Here is a 24,988-nt window from a genome sequence, read left to right as displayed (position 1 = left end):
TGGTGGCGGTGGATATCGACTCGGGGTTGCGGCGGCTGAGCCAGTCGGCCAACAAAGGGCGGCTCTGGCTGGGGATCGCCGCCGCAGGCGCGTTCATGTCCAAGCCGACGCGGCGCGCCGTCTTCCGCGGATTGGGCGCCCTCGCGGTCAGCAGCGCCGCCGTCAACGTCGCACTCAAGCCGCTGTTCCAGCGCGAGCGACCGGTGCTCGAACGCACCGCCGTCGTCCGGCAGCTGACCCACCAGCCATGGACGGCTTCCTTCCCGAGCGGGCACGCCGCATCGGCGGCGGCGTTCGCCACCGGCGTCGCTCTGGAGCGGCCACGGCTCGCCATCGTCATCGGTCCGCTCGCCGCCGCGGTCGCCTACTCGCGTGTCCACGTCGGAGTGCACCACCCGAGCGACGTCCTCGCCGGCGCCGCGCTCGGCGCCGGCATCGCGGTCGCCAGCCAGCGGTGGTGGCCGGTCCGCCCGCAGGCGCCCGCCCGGATCCGGCACCGCGTCGACGCTCCCGCGCTGCCCGAGGGCCACGGATTGGTGATCGCGGTCAACCCGGCGTCCGGCATGAACTCAGACCCCGTGGGCCAGGTTCGAAGACTCCTACCGGCCGCCACCATCGTCGAACTCGATCCCGATTCGGATCTCACCGAGCAACTGTCGAGTACGGTCGCCCGGACCGACACCAGGGCCGTCGGCGCAGCCGGCGGGGACGGGACGGTGGCCTCCGTCGCCGCTTTCGCCCGCGACCGAGGTCTCCCGCTAGCCGTGTTCCCCACCGGAACGCTCAACCACTTCGCGCGAGACGTCGGGATCGACACGCTGGACGATGCTCGCCGGGCCGTGGAGTCCGGCGAGGCCGTCGCCGTCGACGTCGCCCGGGCCAACGGCGTGACGTTCCTCAACACCGCGAGCATCGGCGGCTACCCCGAGATGGTGCAGCGGCGCCAGCAGTTGGAGGGTCGGTTCGGCAAATGGCTGGCGATGGCCATCGCCACCGGACAGGTCCTGCGCAGCCACCGGCCGGTACGGCTGCACTTGAACGGCGTCCCCACCGAGGTCTGGATGCTCTTCGTCGGCAACGGCCGCTACCTGCCGCGCGGCACCTTCCCGGCTTGGCGACCGCGGCTCGACGACGGCGAGCTGGACGTCCAGTACCTCAAGGTCGGCCCGTTCTCCCGGACCCGGGCCACCGCGGCCATCCTCGCCGGGACCGCACCGCACAGCCGCGTGCACCGGGCGACGACGGCGACGTCGCTCACCGTGATCGCGGAATCCGGATCGTTCGAGATCGCCTGCGACGGCGAAACCGTCGGCTCATACGACCGCTGCGAGTTCCGGAAGCTCGTGGGACCTCTCATCGTCTACCGCCCATACGACGTCGAAAGCACATGAACCCCACCATCTCGCACGGCCTAAATGATCATGTGAAGTGGGTTTTCTCGTGCACCAACAGGTCTGCAGGCATGGTAGTGCTGGAGAAAACCCACTTCACATGATCATTTAGGGCCGGGGGGTGGGTGAGCTTCAGGAGGCGAGGTGGTCCAGCGCGGACTGCAGGTCTTCCGGATACGGTGTCTCGAACTCGACCCACTCCCCGGTGCCGGGATGCTCGAACCCGAGGCGCGTCGCGTGCAGCCACTGCCGCGTCAGGCCGAGCCGCGTCGCCAGCGTCGGGTCCGCGCCGTAGGTCAAGTCGCCGACGCACGGATGGCGCAGCGCACTCATGTGCACCCGGATCTGGTGCGTGCGCCCGGTCTCCAGATGGATCTCCAGCAGGCTGGCCGCGGGAAACGCCTCCAGCGTCTCGTAGTGCGTGACACTCGGCTTGCCGTCGGCGGTCACCGCCCACTTGTAATCGTGGTGCGGATGCCGGCCGATCGGCGCGTCCACGGTGCCGCGCGACGGGTCTGGATGTCCTTGCACCAGCGCGTGGTACACCTTGTCGACCGTACGCTCGCGGAACTGCCGCTTCAGCGAGGTGTACGCGGGCTCGGACTTGGCCACCACCATCAGCCCGCTGGTGCCGACATCGAGCCGGTGGACGACGCCCTGCCGCTCGGCCGCGCCGCTGGTGGAGACCCGGAACCCGGCGCCCGCGAGTCCGCCGACGACGGTCGGCCCGGTCCATCCCGGGCTCGGGTGTGCCGCCACGCCCACGGGCTTGTCCACCACCACGACGTCGTCATCGTCGTGGACGACCCGCATCCCCGCCACCTCTTCAGGGACCACCTCGACCGGTGCCGCCGGTGCCGGCATCTCGATCTCGAGCCAGCCTCCCGCACGCACCCGCGCCGATTTGGGTTCCGCGACGCCGTCGACCAGGACCAGACCGCTCTCCACGAGATCGGCGGCCTTGCTACGAGAGAAGCCGAGCAGACGGGCGATGGCCGCGTCGAGCCGCTCCCCCTCCAGTCCGTCCGGCACGGGCAGCACGCGCCGGTCGCTCACCGTTGTCCTGTCCCGGTCTCGTTGTCGGTGTCCGGACCGGCCTCAGCGCTGGTGTCCGGACCGTCGTCGGCGTTCGTGTTCGATCCGTCGTCGGCGTTCGCGTCCGATCCGTCGTCGGCGTTCGCCTCCGGACCGTCGTCCGCGCTCGCGTCCGGGCCGTCATCTGTTTCCGGACCGCCGACGACGTCCGGCGCGCCCTCGTCGTCGCCCTCGGCCGCTCCGTGCGACGACACGGCCACGCCACGGAAGCTCAGCAGCGCGATCAGCACCGCCGAGCAGGTGATCGACGAGTCGGCGATGTTGAAAACCGGCCAGTTCGGCAGCTCGATGAAATCGACCACATGGCCACGCATCGGACCCGGCTCGCGGAACACGCGGTCGCTCAGCGTTCCCAGAGCTCCACCGAGCATACCGCCCAGGGCGACCGCCCAGGCCACGCTGGTCACCTTCCGGCTGACCCAGATGATCACCGCGACCACCGCCGCCGCGATCACCGTCAGCACCACGGTCATATCCGTGAACATGCTGAATGCGGCGCCCGGATTCCGGATCAACCGGAACTGGAGGATGTCACCGATCACCTCGATGACGCGGCCGTCCTTCAGCGCCTCGACCGCCCAGACCTTGGTGATCTGGTCCAGTGTCAGGATCACCGCGGCGACCGTGAGCAACAGCGTCGTCCGGCGACGCGCATCGCCGCCCGCTCGCGTCGCGCTCAACGCGCCGTCCGCTGTGCCGCTGCTCTCGCTCGGGTCAACGGTCACACTCACCGTCTCTCCCGTCTCGTGGTCCGCCGCGCATCACACAACGGTGGGTGCCAGGCACCCACCGTTCTCATCTGCCGTCGTGACGCGCTGATCGTGTGGTCGCGATTCAGCGACGCTCCTGCCGTTGTTTGCATGCTACACACAGTGTCGCACGCGGGAACGCCAGGAGCCGAGCCTTCCCGATGGGGTTACCGCAACTCTCACACACGCCGTACGTGCCGTCATTGATGCGCGACAGCGCCCGCTCGGTCTGGTTGAGCATCTCCCGGTGGCTCGCCGCGAGCGACAGCTCATGCTCCCGCTCGAACGTCTTGGAACCGGCGTCCACCTGGTCCTCGCCGCCATCCGTGGTGCTCCGGCGCAGCAGGTCCGCGATCTCGTGCTCGGAGTCCGCGATCTCCTCGCGCAGTCTCATCGACTCACCGCGCAGAGTCTCTCGGACCTCCTCGAGTTCCTCTGTCGTCCAGGGGTCCTCGTCAGCACCCACGACAAGTGCCGCTGCCTGTTCGTCCGGCATGTTCGCCGTCACATCTGTGCTGTCTGTGCGTTCGGTCATAACCTCCGCACCCCCTGTTCTGCTGCGTTGCCCGCCCACTCTTATTCGTCCGGGTCAGCTGAGGATAGATCTTCCTACGCCGACGTTCAACGAGCGACCTTCTTTCTCAGCGTTTCCACAGCCTGGAAGGAACGCTTCCGAGGCTTCTCCGGCGGCCCGATCGATCAATAGTATGGACGGAACGAAATTGGTCTCATGGTCCCGCCTGCCACCGAATCACACCATTTAACCAGCTAGTTTGCCTCATCCCGGGCGAACAAGCCAGCCAATGCGGCGGCGGCGCTCTCCGGCACGTCCATGATCTTCGTCCGGCTGGTCTCACCAGCGACGAGACGTACATCACGTCGGGTGCATCCGAGGGCATCGGCCAATGCGGCGACGGCGGCCCGGGTCGCTTTGCCGTCGACGGCTCGTTCTCGCACAGCGATCACCAGAGCGTCGCCGTAACGACCCCCTACTCGTGGAGATTTCGACCCCGGTTTCACTCGTACCGTCACGCGCACACCTCAAGCTTCCCACGTGCCGCGCGCTCGAACGTCGACGAAGTCGCGCGACACTCGTCTCAGCAAACCCGGGCAACCCGGTATCCGTTTCGGACGATCTTGCGCATCACCGAAATGCCACCGTGGCACCCGTATTGACCATATGGCCAACCAGCGGTCATACACCTGCTGACCAGGCCGGCCGCAGGCAACGGTCCACCGGTTCACACCCGCCGCGGATGCCGGGGTTCCTCAAGCTGTGGCTCCAGACGGCGACCGGTGGCCAGGGACTGCCCCCGAGCGTTTCGGGGCAGCAGTACCCAGCCCGGCACCGAGCATGCGCCCGGCGGCGGAGGAGATCTGCCGGCCGGAGGGAAATGGGCGTGATCCACCGTGCGCGCAGAAGTACACTGGTCGCTGCGAGCAGGCGTTGAAGGGGACCAGTAGCCCGCGTCGACGGCTAGGAGCGAGCCGGGGATGGTGCGAGCCCGGTAGTGCGAGCGTGGCGTGAACATCACCCCCGAGCCGCCGGAAGAACGGTGTCGCCGCACATTGACGGCACCCAGTAGAACCGGCCGCACGCAATGAAGAGGGTCGCGCCCGTCGGTGCGGCCAAGGAGGGTGGTACCGCGGGGTCGTGCCTCGTCCCTCTGTCGACAACGACGACGGAGGACGCACCAGACGATGAGCGACACATATCGAGCGGTACCGGCGCAGGTCGACCTGCCGGCCATGGAACACGAGGTCCTCGCCTTCTGGCGAGATAACGACGTCTTCGCCCGAGTCGTCAAGGCCAGCGAGGGCAAGCCGCCGTGGACCTTCTACGAGGGTCCGCCGACGGCGAACGGCACCCCCGGCACGCACCACATCGAGGCCCGCGTCTTCAAGGACGTCTTCCCCCGTTACCGGACCATGAAGGGCTACCACGTCGCCCGCAAGGCCGGGTGGGACTGCCACGGGCTGCCGGTCGAGATCGCCGTGGAGAAGGAACTCGGGCTGAAGTCGAAGGGCGACATCGAGGCATACGGCGTCGCGGAGTTCAACGACCGGTGCCGCGCGTCGGTCCAGCGTCACGTCGACGCATTCGAGGAGATGACCGAACGGATGGGCTACTGGGTGGACATGTCCCAGGCCTACTGGACCATGGATCCGTCCTACGTGCAGAGCGTGTGGTGGTCGCTGAAGCAGATCTTCGACGCCGGGCTGCTGGTGGAGGACCATCGCGTCGCCCCGTACTGCCCGCGCTGCGGCACCGGGCTGTCCTCGCACGAACTCGCCCAGGGATATGAGACCGTCGCGGACCCGTCGGTGTACGTCCGCCTTCCCCTCACCTCCGGGCCGCTGAGCGACGCCGAGTCGCCCGCGTCGCTGCTGATCTGGACGACGACGCCGTGGACGCTGGTGTCCAACACCGCCGTCGCCGTGCACCCCGAGGTCACCTACGTCGCCGCCACCGACGGGTCGGAGACGCTCGTCGTCGCCGAGCCGTTGTTCTCCACGGTGCTCGGCGAGGGCTGGACGGTCACCCAGCGATTCCAGGGCAGCGAGATGGAACACTGGAGCTATCAGCGTCCCTTCGAACTGGTCGAGCTGGCGCCGGACGACGCGGCCGGCACCGCGCCGAACATCGTCGTCGTCGACGACTACGTCACCACCGAGGACGGCACCGGACTGGTCCACCAGGCTCCCGCGTTCGGCGCCGACGACCTGCGCGTCTGCAAGCGGTACGGGCTGCCCGTGGTCAACCCGATCGAGCCCGACGGCACGTTCCGGGCCGATCTGCCGCTCGTCGGCGGCGAGTTCTTCAAGCACGCCGACGCCAAGCTCAGCCGCGACCTGGAAGAGCGCGGCCGGATGTACCGGCACACGCAGTACGAGCACGAGTACCCGCACTGCTGGCGCTGCCACACGCCGCTGATGTACTACGCCCAGCCGTCCTGGTACATCCGCACCACCCAGTTCAACGACGCGCTGCTGCGGGAGAACGAGAAGACCAACTGGTACCCGGAGACCATCAAGTGGGGCCGCTACGGCGAATGGTTGCGCGGCAACATCGACTGGTCGCTCTCCCGCAACCGGTTCTGGGGTACGCCGCTGCCGATCTGGCGCAACGACGAGGACCCGTCCCGGCTGGTCTGCGTGGGCTCGCTTGCGGAGCTGTCCGAGTTGGCCGGGCGGGACCTCTCAGAGCTGGATCCGCACCGGCCGTTCGTCGACGACGTGACGTTCACCCTGCCGGACGTTCCCGGCACCTTCCGGCGAGTGCCGTACGTCATCGACGCCTGGTACGACTCCGGATCGATGCCGTTCGCGCAGTGGGGGTACCCGTACGCGCCCGGCAGCGAGGAGGCGTTCGGCAAGGCGTACCCGGCGCAGTTCATCTGCGAGGCGATCGACCAGACGCGTGGCTGGTTCTACACGCTGATGGCGGTGGGTACCGCGGTGTTCGACCGCTCGTCGTATGAGAACGTGCTCTGCCTCGGCCACATCCTGGCCGAGGACGGTCGCAAGATGTCCAAGCACCTCGGCAACATCCTGGAGCCGATCCCGCTGATGGACGAGCACGGCGCCGACGCGGTGCGCTGGTTCATGGCGGCGAACGGTTCGCCATGGCAGTCGCGCGGCATCGGGCCGAACGTGCTCGGCGAGATCATCCGCAAGGTGCTGCTGACGTACTGGAACACGGCCTCGTTCCTGTCCCTGTACGGCCGCACCTCGGGCTGGACGCCGGCCGCCGGGGCGCCGGCGCCGGCCGAGCGGCACGTACTGGACCGGTGGGCGCTGAGCGAGCTGAACCGGCTCGTCGGGGACGTCGACGCCGCGCTGGAGAACTTCGACACCCAGCGCGCCGGCACGCTGCTGCACACGTTCATCGACGACCTGTCCAACTGGTACGTGCGACGCTCCCGGCGACGGTTCTGGGACGGCGACCCGGCCGCGCTGGCGACGCTGCACGAGTGCGTCGAGACGCTGACCCGGCTGCTGGCGCCGATGGTGCCGTTCATCACCGAACGGGTGTGGCGGGACCTGGTGGTGCCGGTCGACTCCTCCGCGCCCGAGTCGGTGCACATGGCGAGCTGGCCCGCCGCCGACGCCGCGCTCGTCGACGATCGGCTCGCCGACGAGGTGGCGCTGACGCGGCGCCTGGTGGAGCTGGGCCGCGCGGCGCGGGCGGAGTCGAAGGTGCGCACCCGGCAGCCGCTGGCGCGGGCGTTGGTCGGCGCGTGGGGCTGGGAGTCCCTCCGGTCCGAGCTGCGGGCCGAGATCGCCGAGGAGCTCAACGTACAGCAGGTGCTGTCGCTGGCCGAGGCCGGTGAAGCGGCCGGCGCGGGCGATGCGACCGACGCCGCCGCCGAGGCGTTGCTCGACGTCACCGCCAAGGCCAACTTCCGCTCGCTGGGCAAGCGGTTCGCCAAGGACACGCCGAAGGTGGCTCAGGCGGTCGCCGGCGCCGACGCTGCGGCGCTGGCGGCGTCGCTGCGGGCGTCCGGGACGGCGACGGTCGCCGTGCCCGAGGTGGGCGACGTCGAGCTCACCCCGGACGATGTGGTCATCACCGAGACACCGCGGGAAGGCTGGGCGGTGGCGCGCGAGGGCGAGACCGTCGCCCTGGACCTGACGCTCACCGATGAGCTGGTCCGTGCCGGCCTGGTGCGAGAGGCGATCAGGCTGGTGCAGGAGGCCCGCAAGACGAGCGGATTCGACGTCGCCGATCGCATCGAGCTCGCCTGGTCGACCACGCCCGAGGCGACGCAGCTCGCCGAGGCGCTGCGGGAACACGAGGCCCTGCTCGCCGACGAGGTCCTCGCCGTGCGGGTCTCCAGCGACCTGGAGAGCCTGGCCGGCCAGCCGGACCACGCGGACGCCGACCTCGGCCTCACCTTCCGCCTCCGCCAGGTCTCATAACTCTCATGATCATGAACAGTTTCCGTGCTATGTGAACGGAAACTGTTCATGATCATGGCTGCTCGTGGCTACGACGGACGTATCGACGAGAAGATAGGTCCAGATCCGACGCCTCCGGGGCCAGCGCTCCGGAGGCGTCGGCGTAGATGATGAGGTTGTACACGTCGTCGCCGTCCGGGGAGTCGAAGCTGGCCACGCGCACCAGGGCATCCTCGGGGTGGCACTCGTGCGGGACGGGCGTGACCTCGGCCTCGACGTAGTGCCCGGACAGGCCGTTGGCCTCGAACGGCTCGGGGCCGCTGAGCTGACACTCCGGCTTGTCGTCGCCGTCCCCGTACGCCGCCTCGGCCCACATCACGGCGACTCCTTGCGCGGCGGCCTCGGTGTCGAAGCCGGCCTCGCCCATCCCGTTGGTACCGGCCTTGGCGGGCGCGAGTGTGCAGTCGCCGCCGCGCTCTCCGTAGGAGGCGACGCTGCTCATCCCCACGGTCGGGCGATAGCCGAACGGAGCGTCCGGATCCTCCTCCTCGAAGCCGGTGATCACGCCCGGCGATTCGACGGTCCAGTGTCCCGGAACGTCGTAGGCGAGCGGCCGTCGCTCGGCCACCACCTCCTGCACACGCCCGTGGCCCGACCGCTCCGCTGAGTCGCCCGTATCAGCGTCGGCATCGGCCTCGTCGTCGGCGGCGGCGCCGTCAGCGTCCGCATCCGCGTCCGCATCGGCTCGCGCATCAGAGCCGTCCTGGCCGGCGTTGTCGGTGCTCGCCGCCTCCGGCCCGGCCGACGACCCGGACTCCTCCGCGTCGTCGCCGGAACCGCCGCATGCCGCCAGTGCTCCCGCCACCACCAGCGAAGCCGCTGCAGCACTGAACCTCTTCATCATCACACTCCGTGAACGCTATTTGATCCATGGTGAAATCCGAATACCGCCACGAAGCATGAACCGTGCCACTACACCTGCACTTACATCATTCGCTTCTACGAAGGCGAAGACACGCACCCCGCACGGGCGCATCGGACACCCCGCGCATCCGGCACCGGCGCACCCGGCACCGGCGCATGAGGCACGGCGCGCCAAACGCGGGCCGAGCGGCTTTCGCCGTTCGACCCGCGTCTGTCACGCCTGACCCCGTAGGGCCTGAGCTCAGCCTTGGTCGTCGTCGAGCAAGCTGGCGACCGAGCGCAACGAACCGCCCGTGGAGGAGGCGTTCTCGTTCCCACTCGGGCCCTGCTGCTGACCCTGGGCCTGTCCTTGGCCCTGGCCACCGCCCTGGCCCTGCCCCGTGTTGTTCGAGGGCCCGGGACGTTGCGGCTGCTGGTGCTGAGGCTGCTGCTGCGTCTGCTGCTGTTGCTGCATGTGCGCGGCGATCTCGGCCTCGGCCCGCTCGGTGTCGCTCGACGCACCCATTTCGAGCTTGCGCAGCTCGCTTTCCAGGTACGACTTGAGCCGGCTTCGGTACTCACGCTCGAACGCGCGCAACCCTTCCAGCTGGCGCTCGAGGTCGGCCCGCTCGGTCTCCAGCTTGCCGAACACCTGCGCCCGGCGCTTCTGGATCTCCTGGTCGATCGACTCGGCGCGCTGGCGCGCATCCTGCTCCAGCTTCGCAGCCTTGGCCTTGGTCTCGGCGTCGAGCTTTTCGGAACGGCTGCGTGCCTCGCTCATCAGCCGGTCGGCCTCGGTCTTGGCGTCGGCGACCAACTCGTCCGCGGTCTTCTGCGCCAGCGCGAGCACCTTGGCGGCAGCATCACTGGGCTGCCCACCTCCACCGGCCGCTCCCGGCCCCTGCGCGGCCGCAGGGGCCGGCGTAGGTGCGGAGGAGGGTGGTGCTTTGGGAGCTTCGGGCTGCCGCGGCGGCTGGGCTGGCTCGGCCGTACCCACGGCCCCAGCCCCGCGAGTCACCGCAGCCAGCTTGTCGCGAAGCTCATCGTTCTCGCGCTGTAACCGCGCGAGTTCGGCCTCAACTTCGTCCAGGAACTCGTCGACCTCCTGCATGTCGTAACCCTCGCGCAGGCGGACGGTCGTGAACTCCTTGTTCTGGACGGCCTCAGGCGTCAGTGGCATAGCGTCACCTCGAATGTGTGCAGCGTCGACAGTCACCGTACCGCGTCACCCCAGTGATGCCACAATCGTGATGGCAATTCGAACCAGAATGATCAGCACGATGAACGCTAAATCAAGCGCGATCGACCCGATACGGAGCGGCGGGATGACCCGCCTGATCGCTCGCAGCGGCGGATCGGTCACGGTGTATACGGCCTCCAACACGACCAACAGCGGCCCTTTGGGCTGCCATTCGCGTGCGAAGACCTGGATCCAGTCGACCACCAGACGTACAAGCAGGGCGATGAAGAAAAGCCACAGGGCTATCAACAGGGGCTGCGTAATGACCGACACAGCTACCGAACCTACCTGACACCTGGGTCGACTGCCGCAACGGGCACCGATCCATTGATCGCGATGGACTCATATCTGATGTGATGAACAAAACAGTTCAGCTCTGGTTGAAGAACGCGCCATCGGCGATGCGCGCCTTATCCTCGGCTGTGACCTGCACGTCCGCGGGTGTCAGCAGGAAGACCTTGGCCGTGATCCGGTCGATGCTGCCTCGCAGTCCGAAGATCAGTCCGGCTGCGAAGTCGACCAGTCGCTTGGCGTCGACGTCGTCCATCTCCGACAGGTTCATGATCACAGGTATGCCGTCGCGGAAGTGCTCACCCAGCACCCGTGCCTCGTTGTACGTGCGCGGGTGAAGTGTGGTGATGCGCGCCTCCCGAGTTGCGGTCGCGCGGCGTTGCCCCGCTGCCGGCCGTCGGTCGGCCAACGACGACACCGTGGCCGTGTGCTCACGGGGGTGTTCTCGGTCACGCTCACGCCGTTCCGGCAACCGCTCCGGCTCCGGTGGCTCGTGCGCGTCCACGAGTTCGTCCTCGTAGTCACCTTCGTACGGTTCGTCGTACTCGTCGTCATACTCATCGTCGTAGCGGTCCCGATCCTCCACGAGGCCGAGGTAGACCGCAACCTTGCGCATTGCGCTGGCCATGCTCCAAGACCCTCCGCACTAGTGGTGGCCGGTCACTACCTTTCGTACCACTGACACTAGCTTGGCCAAACGCCTCGAACGAGCATTACCGGGCACGACACGCACGGTGTGTCGCCAGAGATATGGGACACCATCTGGTGCAAATGTGGCTGGTGTGATAATTGGGGCCACAGTGACTCAACGCCCTCACTCGTGCGTCCACACCAGGCCCGCGAAGCGGCCCGTCGTCCGGTCTCGACGGTAGGAGAAGAACGCCGGATCCTCCAGCGTGCACCGCCAGCCGTCCCCCGGGTCGGCGGCCGCATCACGCACCGACACCCGCTGGGCACGCACGTCCAGCGCCCGCAGCTGGGCCAGCACGCCCGCCGGGACGTCGACGGCGGGGGTGCCCTGGCGCGTCGTCGCCCACGCGGCCGGAACGGCGGCGGCGACCTCGTCTCGCATCGTCTCCGGCACCTCGTAACAGGCACCGCACACAGAAGGGCCGATCAGCGCATCGAGCCTGTCCGCGCCCAACTCCCGCATCGCCGCGACGACGGCGGGCACCACGCCCGCCGCCAGGCCCGGCCTACCGGCATGCGCGACGCCGACGACGCCCCGCTCAGCGTCGGCGAGCAGCACCGGGACACAGTCGGCCACCATCACCGCCAGCGCCACTCCGGGCTGTGTGGTGACCATCGCGTCCACCGGCGGAGCCTCCTCCGGGCGCCATGGCCGCGCACCGTCCACAACCGCTACGTCGGCGCCGTGCACCTGGTTCATGTACACGACACGGTCAGCGGGCAGCCCGATGCTCTCGGCCAGCCGCGACCGGTTGGATTCCACCGCGTGCGCATCGTCTCCGACGTGCCGGGCCAGATTGAGCTCGTCGAACGGCGGCCGGCTCACCCCACCGGCGCGGTCGGTGAAGGCGAACGAGGCGCGGCCATGAGAACTCAAGTGAGCAAGCACAGCCCTATCCTCTCCCCGGCCGGCCATCGGCACGATCGGGGGACCCGCCAGGATGGCGTCGAACTCCGGCACGGCTCGGCCGACCGGGGTTCCACCGCTCAGCACGATCCCGGGATCCACAGAACGACGACGCCCTCGGCCCGGCTCAGCAGGGAGGGTTCGGCACGCTCACTTGAGGAAGTCGGGCACGTCCAGATCGTCGTCGGGCGGCACGATCCGGCGCTGCTCACGCTGCCGCGATGGCTCCGGCTGCTCGGTAGCGCGAGGCCGGTTGTTCTCCCGGTCCGCACCGGCGCCCGGCGAAGCCGACGAGGCGCTGCCGACGCCGGCGCTTCCCGAGGAGTGATCGGTACCGGACGAGGCCGGAGCCGCCCGGTCTGTTCGGGCCTCACGGCCTGCCTGCTCCTCCTCCGGGGGCGGCGGCGCGTGCGACGCGCCACCCGAGCCGTCGCCCTGCCCGTCCGCCCGGCGGACCGTGCCGAGTTCACGCCGGGGCGGGAACCCGCCTTCGAAGCCGGCGGCGATCACGGTCACCCTGACCTCGTCGCCGAGCGCGTCGTCGATCACCGCGCCGAAGATGATGTTCGCCTCGTCATGGGCCGCCTGCGACACCAGGTTCGCCGCTTCGTTGATCTCGAACAGCCCGAGGTCGGAACCTCCGGAGACGGAGAGCAACACGCCATGCGCGCCGTCTATCGACGCCTCGAGCAGTGGCGACGAGATCGCCATCTCGGCGGCGGCGACCGCACGGTCCTCACCGCGCGCGGACCCGATGCCCATCAGGGCGGATCCCGCGTTGCTCATCACCGACTTCACGTCGGCGAAGTCCAGGTTGATCAGCCCCGGCGTGGTGATCAGGTCCGTGATGCCCTGCACACCGGAGAGCAGCACCTGATCGGCGCTCTTGAACGCGTCCAGCACGCTGACCTGGCGGTCACTGATGGACAGCAGGCGGTCGTTCGGGATCACGATGAGGGTGTCGACTTCTTCACGCAGGGCTTCGATGCCCGCCTCGGCCTGCAGCGCCCTGCGCCGGCCCTCGAACATGAACGGCCGGGTCACGACTCCTATGGTCAGCGCACCGAGCGACCGTGCGATCCGGGCGACGACGGGCGCGCCGCCGGTACCGGTTCCACCCCCCTCGCCGGCAGTGACGAACACCATATCGGCGCCCTTGAGGACCTCTTCGATCTCCTCGGCGTGATCCTCGGCGGCCTTGCTTCCCACATCGGGATTGGCGCCCGCGCCCAGGCCGCGGGTCAACTCCCGGCCGACATCGAGCTTGACGTCGGCGTCGCTCATCAGCAGGGCCTGAGCGTCGGTGTTGATAGCGATGAACTCGACACCCTTGAGGCCGACCTCAATCATGCGGTTGACCGCGTTGACACCGCCGCCACCAATACCGACGACCTTGATCACCGCGAGATAGTTCTGCGGAGCAGTCACGTCCAGTCGCCTCTCAATCGAGTCCCGTTCTAAACCCTCACCCTCAAGTTGAGGTTTATAGTTATGTCAACCTGAGCGCTTTAAACGACGCTAAGCGGACCAACGCCGCACGGCGCACCGACACGCCGAAGAAGTCCATGATCGACATCTTACGGAACTCACAGCATCACCCGAGCCACGCCACGTGGCGCCCGTCGGTCGGCCCCTCGCCGCCCCTCGCGAGCCCACGCACGCAGCCGATCGGCAGCCGCCGCTGGACCTACCGCCCGCACCCGGGCAGCCCTGGCGGACCGACACTCCGGCGGCGCCGGTCCGCCTCACCGGCCTACCGGGATGACGCGCCCGCCGTGGCTCGCTTCGTGAGTCCGAGCCGTGGCGCGATGACGTGATCGAGACTGAGCCGGCCACCACCGAGTCCGGCGAAGATCAGGCTCGCGGCCCCGAGCGCCAGCACCAGCTCCGCCCCGCCCTGATCGATGAACATGCCGTTGCCCGCATGCGCGAAGATGTAGGCCCCGACCATGTCGACCACCAGCAACAGCCCGGCCAGCGGCGTCACCAGTCCGAGCATGAGCGCCGCTCCCCCGACCAGCTCGACCAGCGCCGCGAACCACGCCGACGCGGTCGCGAGCGGGACGTCCATCTGCTCGAATCCGGCGGCGACGTTGTCGACGCCGACGTCGGAGAGCTTCTGCCACCCGTGCGCGACGAACACGGCGCCCACCCCCACGCGGGCGAGCAGCAGTGCGACATCTCGGACAATAGGCGAGCGGAACACAGAATCACTCCGTACTTGAACGTTCAACTATCTTCTACGACAGCTTAGTTGACATGTCCCCCAACGCAAGTCCCCAGCTGCGCGACGTCTCGGAGCAGTCCATGGCCCTCGCAGAGGTCCCGCCCGGAAGGTCGGACCCCGAATGCCAAACCCGGAACGGCATGCCCGAGTGCCGAGCCGTTGGAAAGTCAGGCCTCCACCATCCGAGGTCCGCCAACGATGTCATGCTGCCGGTGTACGTGAGCGGAGTACCTCGTCGTATATCCCGTGGATGTGGCGCACGGTCGTCTTCGGGTGCCTGCGGACGTCGTCGGTGGTGAACCGCTCGATCCTCCATCCTCGACGGGCTAGCGACCGATCCCGCTGACGGTCGTACGAACGCGCCTGCTGGGATGAATGAAACCTGGCCCCGTCGATCTCGATGCCGATCTTGTTCTCCTCGTCCGCGAAGTCGAGCCGGGCGATCAGGATGCCCTCGTCCCGGATTTCAAACTGTCGCTCGAACGAGAACCCGGCGCCACGGAAGAGATCGTCCGCCTCATGCTCGAGGCCGGATTCGAAGGCTGGATCGAACTCTTCCACCGCATGGTGCAACATGGCCAGGCCGGCTCTGCCGCCGAAGTTCTCGGCCGCCGAGAGCACCTCGTCGACACCGACCAACCCGCGCCCGAACACGTCATACAGAACACGCATGAAGAGCGGCGCGGACAGCATTCCCGCTAGGTCGACGATCGTGCGTGCCACATTCAGGACGGGCTGGTCATGGACGGTATCGGTGAATCCGGTGATCCGCCGGGAGCGAATCACTACCAGACCGGGCCGGCGAGGACGCTGGATATGTGCCGGTACGGTGAGCCACGTCCGGTCCGACGGCACGAGCGGGTCGATGCCGTGCAGCCGAGCGGCCGACGCGTGGCTGAACCAGGCATCGTCGCCCGCGTAGAGTCGCCCGGCCACCGCCGTTGCGGCACGCGTCTCCGGCGCGCCACCGATCCGGTACACCTTCGGGTGCACAACAGTCCATATCCCACTGGCCAGCCGGGCCGTGATCTGATGCCTGGTGAGCCCGCACTCGAGCGCCTGCAGTCGGGTGACGTTCCCATACTGCGCGGCGGCGAGCTTGGTCACGACACCGTCAGGCGTTTTCGGCTCAGCATCCGCTCCGCCCTCACGGGCGCTGTACGACGAGACCATGCCTCCATCTCGCCACGAACTCTCCTCATCCGCCAGCCCGAACGTCCGATTGTGGATAACCCTCCCCGTGTCGCCTCTCCATCCACAAGCCCTCTTCCCACGACAGACAACACAGTCGGCCGCCGCCCCGCCCTTTTACCCACGACAGACCACACGGTCGGGCGACGACCGGCGCAGATGCACACGACGGGTCGCACGACATGGTTGTGTACCTCGCCGTGTGATATTTGACCGATCGATGCCGGGTCGTGTGAGCCGTCGTGTGACGCCTGACCGCTATCAGCCGTGTGTGAACAACTGTGCGCACGGTCGTGGTAACTCTGACCGCTGTCAGCAGCCCGAACGCACACGACACGGTGCACGATGGCACGCTGCGGCCCAAATCCGCACAGCTGTTCACACGGCCCCGACGGCCTGGACGATTGACCACGTCCGCCGTGCCTCGCGGTCTTCCCTGCCGTGGGCAATGGCGCATACCCGGTCGTGCGTATGGTCGTGTGAGACCTTGGTGGGCCGAGCGCGTGCGGAGCACCGACCTGAACCGCACAAGTGCGCTCGCCGATGGACCAAAGGGACGCCGGAGGAGGAGAAGGCGGCCGCCGGTAGACATAGGGGACGACGGCGAGGTGGTCGGCCGTCAGGGGACGACGGCGGAGAAGGCGGCCGCCGGTAGACATAGGGGACGACGGCGGGGTGGGCGGGGCGTCAGGGGACGACGGCGGGGTGGTCGGGCGCCGCGACGTCGTACATCTCGGGCGGCTCGGACTCGTCGTCCTCCTGCCGCTGCTGCATCAACGCCAGCAGCACGCGCGCCTTGTCCTCGGGCCGCTCCGCAGTCCCCCATCGCACCGTCGAGCCATCGGCCAGGTGCAGCCGGACGTCGGCAGCCGACCGCGCCTCGACGCTGTCGACCAGTTCCTCGACGGACCGCGGCAGCTGGGTCAATACGGCGACGCCCGTCTCCCGCGCCAGCGTGGCCGCGTCCTCGGTCGGCGCGTCCAGCTCCGGCACACCATCCGGGCGGGAGTCCGCACGCCCGAAGAGCACGCCGGAGGCGTCCACGCTCCACCACGTCCCACCGTCGCGGATCGCGGCAAGCGCCTCACGCGGTTCGACGTCGATGGTCAGGGTCTGCGGCCACGATCGCCGGACCTCCACGTCGCCGACGTCGGGCAACGCCCGCACCCGTTCAGCGACCGCAGCCGTGTCCACGTCGATCAACGGCACCCCCACCGGCACCTCAGCCGTCTCCTCGACCTCGACAGCGACGTCGTCCGGCACGCCCTGCACCGACACGTTCTGCACCGACAGCACCGACGACCACCGAACCAGCCACACACCGGCCACGACCGCGCCGATCACCAGCAGGATCAGTACGCTGCGCAGCACCCCGCGCAGCCGCCGCCGACGCGCACGCGCCGCGAAGCGCTCAGCACTCGCAGACCGCGTGGCGGTGCTCACACCCGCTCCACGCTCGCACGTTCTCCGGCGCGCCGCTCGCTCAGCAGCTCCAGCACCTCGGGCCCGACCATGGTGACGTCGCCCGCGCCCATGGTCAGCAACACGTCGCCCGGCCGCACCCAGGATGCCGCCAGCGCCGGCACGGCGGACCAGGACTGTTCGAAGGCTACCTGGGTGGGCGGCAGGTCCACCGCGGACGCCACCAGGGCGCCGGTCACTCCGGGCTCCGGGTCTTCGCGCGCCGCGTACACGTCCATCACCAGTACCTCGTCCGCCCCGGCCAGCGCCTTGCCGAACTCCTCGGCGAAGATCCGGGTGCGGCTGAACAGGTGCGGCTGGAAGATCGCCACCACCCTGCCGTCGCCGACGACGGAACGCGCCGCCGCCAGGTCCGCGGCGACCTCCGTCGGATGGTGGGCGTAGCAGTCGTAGACGCGCACGCCACCCGCGATGCCCTTCAGTTCGAACCGCCGCCGCGTCCCGGTGAACCCGGCCAAGCCCTCCCGCAGCTCACCGCTGGGCAGCCCGAGTCCGATGCCCGCCGTGAAGGCGCCGGCCGCGTTCAGCGCGTTGTGCCGGCCCGGAACCCGCAGGTCCACCCGGCCCTGCCGGCGTCCCCGCGCGACCAGCTCGAACGACGCCCCGTAATCGGACAGGTCGAAGTCGGACAGCCGCACCATGGCGTCTGGCGATTCGCCGTAGGTGTGCACCGTGACGCCGCGCGCGACGGCCCGCTCCCCCAGGGCTCGCGCGCCCGGGTCGTCGGCACAGACCACAAGAAAGCCGTGGATCCGGTTGATGAACTCGTCGAACGCCGCGACGTATGCCTCTTCGGTGCCGTAGTTGTCCAGGTGGTCGGCCTCCACGTTGGTGACGATCGCCACCTCCGGGTCGTAGGCCAGGAACGACGCGTCGCTCTCGTCGGCTTCGGCGACGAAGAACTCGCCGCTCCCGTTGTGCGCGTTCGCCCCGGACTCGTTCAGGTTTCCGCCGATCGCGAACGACGGGTCGGCGCCGCAGTGCTGCAACGCCACGGTCATCATCGACGTCGTCGTGGTCTTGCCGTGGGTGCCGGCGACCGCGATGGCCCGCCGTCCCACCATCACCGACGCCAGCGCCGACGCACGCGGCAGCACCCGCAGGCCGCGCTGACGCGCCGCCACCACCTCGGGGTTGGTCTCCCGGATCGCGGTCGAGACGACGACGGTGTCCGCGTCGCCGACGTTGGCACCGTCATGGCCCACGTATACCCGGGCACCCAGCGCCCGCAGGCCGGTCAGCACGCCGGAGTCCTTGGCGTCGCTCCCGGACACGGAGATGCCGCGGGCCAGCAGGATACGGGCGATCCCGCTCATGCCCGCTCCCCCGATGCCCACAAAATGGACCGGACCGAGCTTTTCGGCGGGAACAGCGCTCTCTGGTGGCGCAACGATCACTTACCGGCCTCCGGCATCCTGAGTCTCCACGGCCCGGTGGACCATCTGCACAAGGCGGTCGTCAGCATCACGGCGGCCCAGCCTAGCCGCAGCCTCCCCCATGCCGGCCAGCCGCTCCCGGTCCGTCAGCAGCGGAAGCGCGTTCGCGGTGAGCCAGTCTCCGGTGAGCTCGGCGTCCGCCACCAGCAGCCCCCCGCCGGCGGAGACCGTGGGTTCGGCGTTGAGCCGCTGCTCGCCGTTGCCGTGCGGCAGCGGCACGTACACCGCGGGCAGCCCCACCGCCGCGACCTCGGCACACGTGATCGCGCCGGAGCGGCACAACGCCAGGTCGGCGGCCGCGTAGGCCAGATCCATCCGGTCGATGTACGGCACCGGCACGTAGCCGGGGCGGGCCACCGCGGAGTCGATGTTGCCGGCGCCGACGGCGTGCAGCACCTGCGCCCCGGCGCCGGTCAGCGCGTCGATGGCCTCGGTGACGGCGCCGTTGAGCCGCCGCGCCCCCTGGCTCCCGCCGAACACGAGCAGCGTCGGCGCCTGGTCGTCCAGCCCGAAGAACGCCCGGCCCTCGGCTCGGGTCGCCGCCCGGTCCAGCGTCGCCACCGACCGGCGCAGCGGGATGCCGATGTGCTGTCCGTGCGGCAGCGGCACGTCGGTGTTGGCCAGCGCCACATGCTGGGTGAACCGTGCCCCGATCCGGTTGGCCAGCCCCGGCTTCGCGTTCGCCTCATGCACGACGGTCGGCAGTCCCAGCCGCCGGGCCGCGAGATACGCCGGCAGCGCCACGTATCCGCCGAAACCGACCAGGACGTCCGCCTGCCACTCGCGCAGCACGGCCGCCGTCTGCCGGACGGCGCCGCGCACCCGGGCGGGCAGCCGGATCAGCTCCGGAGTGAGCTTCCGCGGCAACGGGACCGGCGGGATCAGCGCCAGCTCGTAGCCGCGCTCGGGCACCAGCCGGGTCTCCAGGCCCCGCTCCGTGCCGAGCAACACGACGTCGGTTTCCGGGTCTGCGCGCAGCAGCGCGTCCGCGGTGGCCAGCGCGGGCTCGATGTGCCCGGCGGTGCCACCACCGGCGAGGACTACCCTCACGTGGTCCTACCCTCCCGGCGTTCAAGCCGCTGCTCGCGCCGGGCCGCCAACGCTTCCTTGGCTCCGGGCTCATGCTTGGCCAACGACAGCAGCACGCCCACCGCGGCCACCGTGACCACGATCGACGCTCCACCGTAGGAGACCAGCGGGAGCGGGACACCGACCACAGGGAACACCGCCAACACCATGCCGAGATTGACTACGGTCTGCACCATGAACCAGCCGGTGATACCGGCCGCGGCCAACCGGACGAACGTGTCCGTGGTCCGCATCGCGATGCGCAGGCCAGCATAGCCCAAAGCCAGAAAGAGCACGATCACCATCAGGGTGCCCGGCAGCCCGAGTTCCTCGCCGAGGATGGCGAAGATGAAGTCGGTGTGCTGTTCCGGGAGTGTGCCCCACTTCTGCGTGCTGGCTCCGAGCCCGGTGCCCCACCATCCGCCGTTGGCGAACGCGAAGATCGAGTTGGCCGCCTGGTAGCCGGTGTTGGTGTAGTCCGCGAACGGGTCCAGGAAGTTGCCCATCCGCTCGATGCGGTGCGGCGCGGTGAAGATGAAGTACACGCCGACGACGCCGACCACACCCATCATCAGGCCGAACAGCCAGGTCGGCACCCCGATCACCCACAACATGGTGAGCAGGATGAGCACCATGATCGCGGCGGTGCCCATGTCGTTCTGCCCCAGGGTCAGCGCGATGACGAAGCCGGCCACCGGCGCCACCGGGATCAGCAGTTGCTTCCAGTGCCGGATCAGCTTGCCCTTGTTGGCGAAGACGTGGGCCACCCAGATGATCAACGCCAGCTTCGCGGCCTCGGACGGCTGCAGCAGGAACGGACCGCCGAAGTCGAGCCAGTTCCGGCTGCCGCCGCGCACCACGCCGAATCCGGGTACGAACGTCAGCGCCAGCAGCCCAGTCGCGCCGATCACCATCAGCAATGACAGCGCCCGCAGCACGCGCAACGGCATCCGGGAGATCACCCACGCGATCGGCAGCGCCACCGTCACCCACAGCAGCTGGCGCAGGAAGTAGTGTGCCGGGTGCCCGAACTGCTGGGTGGACATGTACGTGGTGGACGAGAAGACCATGACCAGCCCGAGCAGCAGGAGCAGGCCCGCGGCGCCTAAGACCAAGTAGTACGACGCGAGTGGGCGGCGCAGAAACCGCGCGAGCGCGTCCCGCGCCCCGCCCGGGCCGCGCCTGCCGACCGACGATGCGTCAACGGCCGTCATGGCGGCGCACCGCAGCCGCGAACGCCTCGCCGCGGCTGACGTAGTTGGCGAACATATCCATCGACGCGCAGGCCGGCGCCAGCAGCACCGTGTCTCCCGGCTGGGCCAGCCGGGCCGCTTCCGCCACCGCACGATCCATGGCCATATTGTCCGTGTCCGCCACCTCGATGACCGGGACATCCGGCGCGTGTCGCGCGAGAGCTTCGCTGATCAGGCTCCGATCCGCGCCGATCAGCACCGCGCCGCGCAGCCGGTCTTTCGCTCCAGCGACGAGCTCGTCGAACGACGCACCCTTGGCCAGACCGCCCGCGATCCACACCACGGACGTGTAGGCGGCCAGCGACGCGGCTGCCGCGTGCGGATTCGTCGCCTTCGAGTCGTCGACGAAGTCCACCCCGCCGACGGTCGCCACGGTGGAGATCCGGTGCTCGTCCGGCGTGAACGCGCGCAGCCCGTCCCGGACCGCCACCGGCGGCACGCCTATGGACCTGGCCAGCGCCGCCGCGGCCAGCGCGTTGGCGACGTTGTGCGGCGCCGCCGGGCGCACGTCGTCGACCGAGGCGAGCTCCGCCGCGGATGTCTGCCGCTCGGCGATGAAGGCCCGGTCGACCAGCAGATCATCGACGACGCCGAGCATGCCCACGCCCGGTATGCCCAGGGTGAACCCGATCGCCCGCGCGCCCTCGACCACGTCCGCCTCCCGGACCAGCCGTTCGGTCTCCGCATCCGCCACGTTGTACACGCACGCGGTCTGCACGCCCTGGTAGATCCGGCCCTTGTCGGCCGCGTACGCCGCGAGCGAGCCGTGCCAGTCCAGGTGGTCCGGCGCCACGTTCAGCACGGCCGCCGACCGCACGGCCAGACTGTTCGTCCAATGCAGCTGGAAGCTGGACAGCTCCACCGCCAGCACGTCGTGCCCTCCGGGATCCATCACCGCCGACACGATCGGGTCGCCCACATTGCCGGCCGCCCCGACGCGCAGGCCGGATGCCCGCAACATCTCGGCCAGCATCTTCACCGTCGTCGTCTTGCCGTTGGTGCCGGTCAGTGCCAGCCACGGCGTCGCCGGATCGCGCAGCCGCCACGCCAGCTCCACCTCGCCCCAGATCGGCACGCCGGCCTGCTCCGCCGCCACCAGCAGCGGCGCCGTCGGCCGCCATCCCGGCGACACCACCACCAAGTCAGCCCCGTCCGGTAGCTCGGCCGTCGCCCCCGCCCCGAGCCGCACGGTAGCCCCGAGGATCTCGAGAATGGTCCCCTTCTCCCGCGGTGTCTCCCCATCCGCCTCATCGACGACGGTCACCTGCGCACCCAGCTGCACCAACGCATCCGCCGCCGCGAACCCGGACACCCCGATCCCGGCGACCACGACCGACAGTTCGCCCCACGGGCTCTCCCGGTCCGCGTGCTCCAACCATTCCCGGCTGTTCACGCCCATGTCGGTCGCCCCCTTTCCACGGAGTCGACGCGACCAACCATGGGGCGGAAGGCCTCCGTACTCAAGCCGAGACCAGCCGAGCGAGGGAGGGAGATCTCCATCCATGGTGTGGTGGGCATCGCGAGGCTCGCGTACGCGACGTACGAGATCGACGGCGACTCTCGGTGCGAGCCGAGCGCTGGGCAAGGAGGGAGATCTCCCTCCCTCGCTCGGCTGGTCCCCACCAGCCTCAGGACGCCTTCCACCTTCATCATCCCCGCGCCGACCCCCTCATACGGTGGCGACCCACTCCGCGTAGAACAGCCCCACTCCCGCCATGACGAACATCCCGGCCACGATCCAGAACCGGATCACGATCGTCACCTCGGCCCAGCCCTTGAGCTCGAAATGATGCTGTAGCGGCGCCATCCGGAACAGCCGTTTGCCGCCGGAGAGCTTGAACCAGCCCACCTGCAGGATCACCGACAGCGTGATGACGGCGAACAACCCGCCGAGCACCACCAGCAGCAGCTCGGTGCGGCTGGTGATGGCCAGCCCGGCCAGCGCCCCGCCGAGCGCCAGCGAGCCGGTGTCGCCCATGAAGATCTTGGCCGGCGACGCGTTCCACCACAGGAACCCGAAACACGCGCCCATCAGTGCCGCCGAGATCACCGCTAGGTCGTGCGGGTCACGGATCTCATAGCAGCCCGGCCCGGGCGTCACCGCACAGCTCTGGTTGAACTGCCAGACGCTGATCAGCGTGTACGCGCCGAACACCATCACCGACGCGCCGGTCGCCAGCCCGTCCAGCCCGTCGGTCAGGTTCACCGCGTTCGACGAGCCGGAGACCATCAGCAACGCCCAGATGACGAACGCCGCCGCCGGCAGCTCCCACGAACTGTCCCGCAGGAACGAGATGGCCGTGGACGCCGGGGTGTACCCCTGGTCGTTCTCGAAATTGATCGCCATGATGCCGAACGCGACGGCGACGGAGACCTGCCCGGTCATCTTCGCGCCGCTGCGCAACCCCAGGCTGCGCTGCTTGGAGATCTTGATGTAGTCGTCGAGGAAGCCGACCAGGCCGAGCCCCACCAGCAGGAACAGCACCAGCAGCCCGGACGCGCTCGGCGCCGTCGGCCGCACCAGATGCGCGAGGATGTACCCGATCAGCACGGCGATGATGATCACCGCACCGCCCATCGTGGGCGTGCCTCGCTTGGTGTGGTGCGTCGTCGGGCCGTCGTCGCGGATCAGCTGCCCGTAGCCGCGTTTGGCCAGGATGCGGATGGCGAGCGGCGTGCCCAGGATCGAGACGACCACGGCGGCGAAGCCGGCCGTGAGGATCGAGATCACTCGGTGTCCTCCCCCGCATCAGCGGCGACCAGACTGTCCCCCAGGTACCGCAGCCCGGCGTCGCGGGACGATTTCACCAGCACGACGTCGTCCGTGCCGAGCTCCTTGGCGAGAAGCTCCTCGGCAGCGGCCCGGTCCGGAACCCAGACCGTCTCCCCGGCCCAGGAGCCCTCCAGGCTGGCGCCCTGGTACATCGGACGGGCGCCCTCGCCGACGACGACGAGCCGGTTGATGTTCAGCCGCACCGCGAGCCGCCCGATAGCGTCGTGTTCGGCGGCCGAGGCGTCTCCCAGTTCCAGCATCTCGCCGAGCACGGCCCAGGTCCGCCGGCCGCCGGCCATCGAGACCAGCGTCTTCAGCGCGGCCCGGACCGATTCGGGATTGGCGTTGTACGCGTCGTTGACGACGGTGACGCCGTCCGGCCGCTCGGTCACCTCCATCCGCCACCGCGACAGCGGCCGCGCCTCGGTGAGCTGTGCGCCGATCTGCTCGGGCGACATCCCCAGGGTGTGCGCGACCCCGGCGACGGACAGCGCGTTGGACACCTGATGCTCGCCGACGAAGGCGAGCCGCACCGGGGCCGTCCCGGCCGGCGTCACCAGCGTGAACGACGCGCATCCGCGCTCGTCCAGGCGGAGATCCTCGGCGCGGACGTCCGCGTGCACCGACTCCCCGACCATCAGCACCTCGGCCTCGGTCTGCTCGGCCATCCGCCGCACCATCGGATCGTCGCCGTTCAGCACGGCGGTGCCGTCCGGACCCAGCGCCCGCACCAGCTCGCTCTTGGCGCGTGCGATGGCGTCCCGCCCGCCGAACTCGCCGACGTGGGCGGAGCCGACGTTGAGCACGACGCCGATCTGCGGAGGGGTGATGCCGCACAGGTACTCGATGTGTCCGACGCCGCGAGCCCCCATCTCGGCGACGAGCGTCCGGGTAGCCTCGGTCACGCGCAGCGCGGTCAGCGGCACGCCGACCTCGGTGTTGTAGGAGCCGGGCGGCGCCACCACCGGGCCCAGCGGCGCCAGCACCTGGGAGAGCAGGTCTTTCGTCGTCGTCTTGCCGGACGAACCGGTCACACCGACGACGGTCAGCGACGGCAGCCGGTCCAGGACGGCGCGCGCGAGCAGGCCCATGGCACGTTCGGAGTCCTCGACCACGATCTGTGGCACGGCCGCGCCGTCCACCGGCCGTTCCACGATCGCCGCGACCGCCCCGGCTTCCGCGGCGGCGACGACGAAATCGTGTCCGTCCTGATGTTCGCCCACCCGCGCGACGAAGAGGCCCCCGGGTTCGATCTCCCGCGAATCCACGACGACGGAGGCGGTCACGTCCTGCGACGCTGCCGCGTCGGCGCTCGACGCGGCGTCCGGTTCGATCCGACCGCCGACGGCCGCCGTCACGTCAGCCAACGTCAGCCGGATCACATCGCCTC

General features: G+C 69.2%; 21 protein-coding genes. 2 read left to right on the top strand and 19 right to left on the bottom strand.

What is annotated here, in order from left to right; genetic code table 11:
* The first annotated feature begins 8 nt into the window (after positions 1–8).
* The gene (locus G1H10_RS23360; RefSeq protein WP_163742349.1) at positions 9–1,391 is read left to right on the top strand and encodes a bifunctional phosphatase PAP2/diacylglycerol kinase family protein; all 1,383 of its coding nucleotides are present in this window, start codon (positions 9–11) and stop codon (positions 1,389–1,391) included.
* 132 nt (positions 1,392–1,523) lie between these two features.
* On the opposite strand, the gene G1H10_RS23355 is transcribed toward G1H10_RS23360, so the two are convergent.
* The 4 genes from G1H10_RS23355 to G1H10_RS23340 all read right to left on the bottom strand — a co-directional run bounded on the left by G1H10_RS23355 (position 1,524) and on the right by G1H10_RS23340 (position 4,267).
* The gene (locus G1H10_RS23355) at positions 1,524–2,447 is read right to left on the bottom strand and encodes an RluA family pseudouridine synthase (RefSeq protein ID WP_163742346.1); all 924 of its coding nucleotides are present in this window, start codon (positions 2,445–2,447) and stop codon (positions 1,524–1,526) included.
* Entirely contained in the window at positions 2,444–3,217 is a 774-nt protein-coding gene (gene lspA / locus G1H10_RS23350; RefSeq protein WP_163742343.1) for a signal peptidase II, read from the bottom strand. Before lspA ends, G1H10_RS23355 begins: the two co-directional genes overlap by 4 nt.
* A 103-nt stretch (positions 3,218–3,320) precedes the next feature.
* Positions 3,321–3,770 carry a TraR/DksA family transcriptional regulator gene (locus tag G1H10_RS23345; protein WP_163742340.1) on the bottom strand — a complete coding sequence of 150 codons (450 nt, stop codon included), beginning with the start codon at positions 3,768–3,770 and terminating at the stop codon, positions 3,321–3,323.
* A gap of 233 nt (positions 3,771–4,003) precedes the next feature.
* The gene (locus G1H10_RS23340) at positions 4,004–4,267 is read right to left on the bottom strand and encodes a DUF167 domain-containing protein (protein WP_312856629.1); all 264 of its coding nucleotides are present in this window, start codon (positions 4,265–4,267) and stop codon (positions 4,004–4,006) included.
* A 669-nt stretch (positions 4,268–4,936) separates the two neighbouring features.
* On the opposite strand from G1H10_RS23340, the gene ileS reads away from it, so the two are divergent.
* Complete coding sequence (gene ileS, locus G1H10_RS23335; protein WP_163742334.1) at positions 4,937–8,158, top strand: isoleucine--tRNA ligase; 3,222 nt, start codon at positions 4,937–4,939, stop codon at positions 8,156–8,158.
* A gap of 52 nt (positions 8,159–8,210) precedes the next feature.
* Here the strand turns inward: ileS and G1H10_RS23330 are convergent, their stop codons facing one another.
* The 15 genes from G1H10_RS23330 to G1H10_RS23260 form a co-directional block, all read right to left on the bottom strand.
* Entirely contained in the window at positions 8,211–9,038 is an 828-nt protein-coding gene (locus G1H10_RS23330; protein ID WP_163742331.1) for a DUF8017 domain-containing protein, read from the bottom strand.
* A 264-nt stretch (positions 9,039–9,302) separates the two neighbouring features.
* Positions 9,303–10,220 (bottom strand): DivIVA domain-containing protein, encoded by a 918-nt coding sequence (locus G1H10_RS23325; protein ID WP_163742328.1) that lies wholly within the window; start codon positions 10,218–10,220, stop codon positions 9,303–9,305.
* Positions 10,221–10,265: 45 nt separating this feature from the next.
* Positions 10,266–10,553 carry a YggT family protein gene (locus G1H10_RS23320; protein WP_163742326.1) on the bottom strand — a complete coding sequence of 96 codons (288 nt, stop codon included), beginning with the start codon at positions 10,551–10,553 and terminating at the stop codon, positions 10,266–10,268.
* A 97-nt stretch (positions 10,554–10,650) separates the two neighbouring features.
* Positions 10,651–11,199: a cell division protein SepF gene (locus G1H10_RS23315; protein ID WP_163742323.1), complete on the bottom strand. Its 549-nt coding sequence runs from the start codon at positions 11,197–11,199 to the stop codon at positions 10,651–10,653.
* Positions 11,200–11,385: 186 nt separating this feature from the next.
* Entirely contained in the window at positions 11,386–12,177 is a 792-nt protein-coding gene (gene pgeF, locus G1H10_RS23310) for a peptidoglycan editing factor PgeF (RefSeq protein ID WP_163742502.1), read from the bottom strand.
* A 141-nt stretch (positions 12,178–12,318) separates the two neighbouring features.
* Positions 12,319–13,596: a cell division protein FtsZ gene (gene ftsZ, locus G1H10_RS23305; protein WP_163742320.1), complete on the bottom strand. Its 1,278-nt coding sequence runs from the start codon at positions 13,594–13,596 to the stop codon at positions 12,319–12,321.
* A 325-nt stretch (positions 13,597–13,921) separates the two neighbouring features.
* Complete coding sequence (locus G1H10_RS23300) at positions 13,922–14,374, bottom strand: DoxX family protein (RefSeq protein ID WP_163742317.1); 453 nt, start codon at positions 14,372–14,374, stop codon at positions 13,922–13,924.
* A gap of 222 nt (positions 14,375–14,596) precedes the next feature.
* Positions 14,597–15,568 (bottom strand): PDDEXK-like endonuclease domain-containing protein, encoded by a 972-nt coding sequence (locus G1H10_RS23295; protein WP_163742315.1) that lies wholly within the window; start codon positions 15,566–15,568, stop codon positions 14,597–14,599.
* A gap of 705 nt (positions 15,569–16,273) precedes the next feature.
* Positions 16,274–17,029: a cell division protein FtsQ/DivIB gene (locus G1H10_RS23290; protein ID WP_163742313.1), complete on the bottom strand. Its 756-nt coding sequence runs from the start codon at positions 17,027–17,029 to the stop codon at positions 16,274–16,276.
* Positions 17,026–18,384: a UDP-N-acetylmuramate--L-alanine ligase gene (gene murC / locus G1H10_RS23285; protein WP_174264595.1), complete on the bottom strand. Its 1,359-nt coding sequence runs from the start codon at positions 18,382–18,384 to the stop codon at positions 17,026–17,028. The genes G1H10_RS23290 and murC overlap by 4 nt, the downstream gene beginning before the upstream one ends.
* Before the next feature lie 81 nt (positions 18,385–18,465).
* The gene (gene murG, locus G1H10_RS23280) at positions 18,466–19,554 is read right to left on the bottom strand and encodes an undecaprenyldiphospho-muramoylpentapeptide beta-N-acetylglucosaminyltransferase (protein ID WP_163742308.1); all 1,089 of its coding nucleotides are present in this window, start codon (positions 19,552–19,554) and stop codon (positions 18,466–18,468) included.
* The gene (ftsW, locus tag G1H10_RS23275) at positions 19,551–20,786 is read right to left on the bottom strand and encodes a putative lipid II flippase FtsW (protein ID WP_163742306.1); all 1,236 of its coding nucleotides are present in this window, start codon (positions 20,784–20,786) and stop codon (positions 19,551–19,553) included. Before ftsW ends, murG begins: the two co-directional genes overlap by 4 nt.
* Complete coding sequence (gene murD / locus G1H10_RS23270; protein WP_163742303.1) at positions 20,773–22,224, bottom strand: UDP-N-acetylmuramoyl-L-alanine--D-glutamate ligase; 1,452 nt, start codon at positions 22,222–22,224, stop codon at positions 20,773–20,775. The genes ftsW and murD overlap by 14 nt, the downstream gene beginning before the upstream one ends.
* Before the next feature lie 270 nt (positions 22,225–22,494).
* Positions 22,495–23,556: a phospho-N-acetylmuramoyl-pentapeptide-transferase gene (gene mraY, locus G1H10_RS23265; protein WP_163742301.1), complete on the bottom strand. Its 1,062-nt coding sequence runs from the start codon at positions 23,554–23,556 to the stop codon at positions 22,495–22,497.
* On the bottom strand, positions 23,553–24,980 hold the full coding sequence (locus G1H10_RS23260; RefSeq protein WP_163742298.1) for a UDP-N-acetylmuramoyl-tripeptide--D-alanyl-D-alanine ligase: 1,428 nt from the start codon (positions 24,978–24,980) through the stop codon (positions 23,553–23,555). Before G1H10_RS23260 ends, mraY begins: the two co-directional genes overlap by 4 nt.
* Between the last annotated feature and the right edge of the window lie 8 nt (positions 24,981–24,988).

This window comes from Phytoactinopolyspora halotolerans (assembly GCF_010550675.1).
GTDB lineage: Bacteria > Actinomycetota > Actinomycetes > Jiangellales > Jiangellaceae > Phytoactinopolyspora > Phytoactinopolyspora halotolerans.
Note: the sequence above shows the minus strand (reverse complement) of the source record. Positions and strands in the feature narration are given on the sequence as shown.

Bases quoted from the DNA above. Each gene is read 5' to 3' on its own strand.
- pgeF (WP_163742502.1), bottom strand. From the start codon at position 12,177: ATGGCCGGCCGGGGAGAGGATAGGGCTGTGCTTGCTCACTTGAGTTCT.
- G1H10_RS23315 (WP_163742323.1), bottom strand. From the start codon at position 11,199: ATGGCCAGCGCAATGCGCAAGGTTGCGGTCTACCTCGGCCTCGTGGAG.
- G1H10_RS23295 (WP_163742315.1), bottom strand. From the start codon at position 15,568: ATGGTCTCGTCGTACAGCGCCCGTGAGGGCGGAGCGGATGCTGAGCCG.
- G1H10_RS23325 (WP_163742328.1), bottom strand. From the start codon at position 10,220: ATGCCACTGACGCCTGAGGCCGTCCAGAACAAGGAGTTCACGACCGTC.
- G1H10_RS23330 (WP_163742331.1), bottom strand. From the start codon at position 9,038: ATGAAGAGGTTCAGTGCTGCAGCGGCTTCGCTGGTGGTGGCGGGAGCA.
- ileS (WP_163742334.1), top strand. From the start codon at position 4,937: ATGAGCGACACATATCGAGCGGTACCGGCGCAGGTCGACCTGCCGGCC.
- murC (WP_174264595.1), bottom strand. From the start codon at position 18,384: ATGAGCGGGATCGCCCGTATCCTGCTGGCCCGCGGCATCTCCGTGTCC.
- ftsW (WP_163742306.1), bottom strand. From the start codon at position 20,786: ATGACGGCCGTTGACGCATCGTCGGTCGGCAGGCGCGGCCCGGGCGGG.
- G1H10_RS23345 (WP_163742340.1), bottom strand. From the start codon at position 3,770: ATGACCGAACGCACAGACAGCACAGATGTGACGGCGAACATGCCGGAC.
- murD (WP_163742303.1), bottom strand. From the start codon at position 22,224: ATGGGCGTGAACAGCCGGGAATGGTTGGAGCACGCGGACCGGGAGAGC.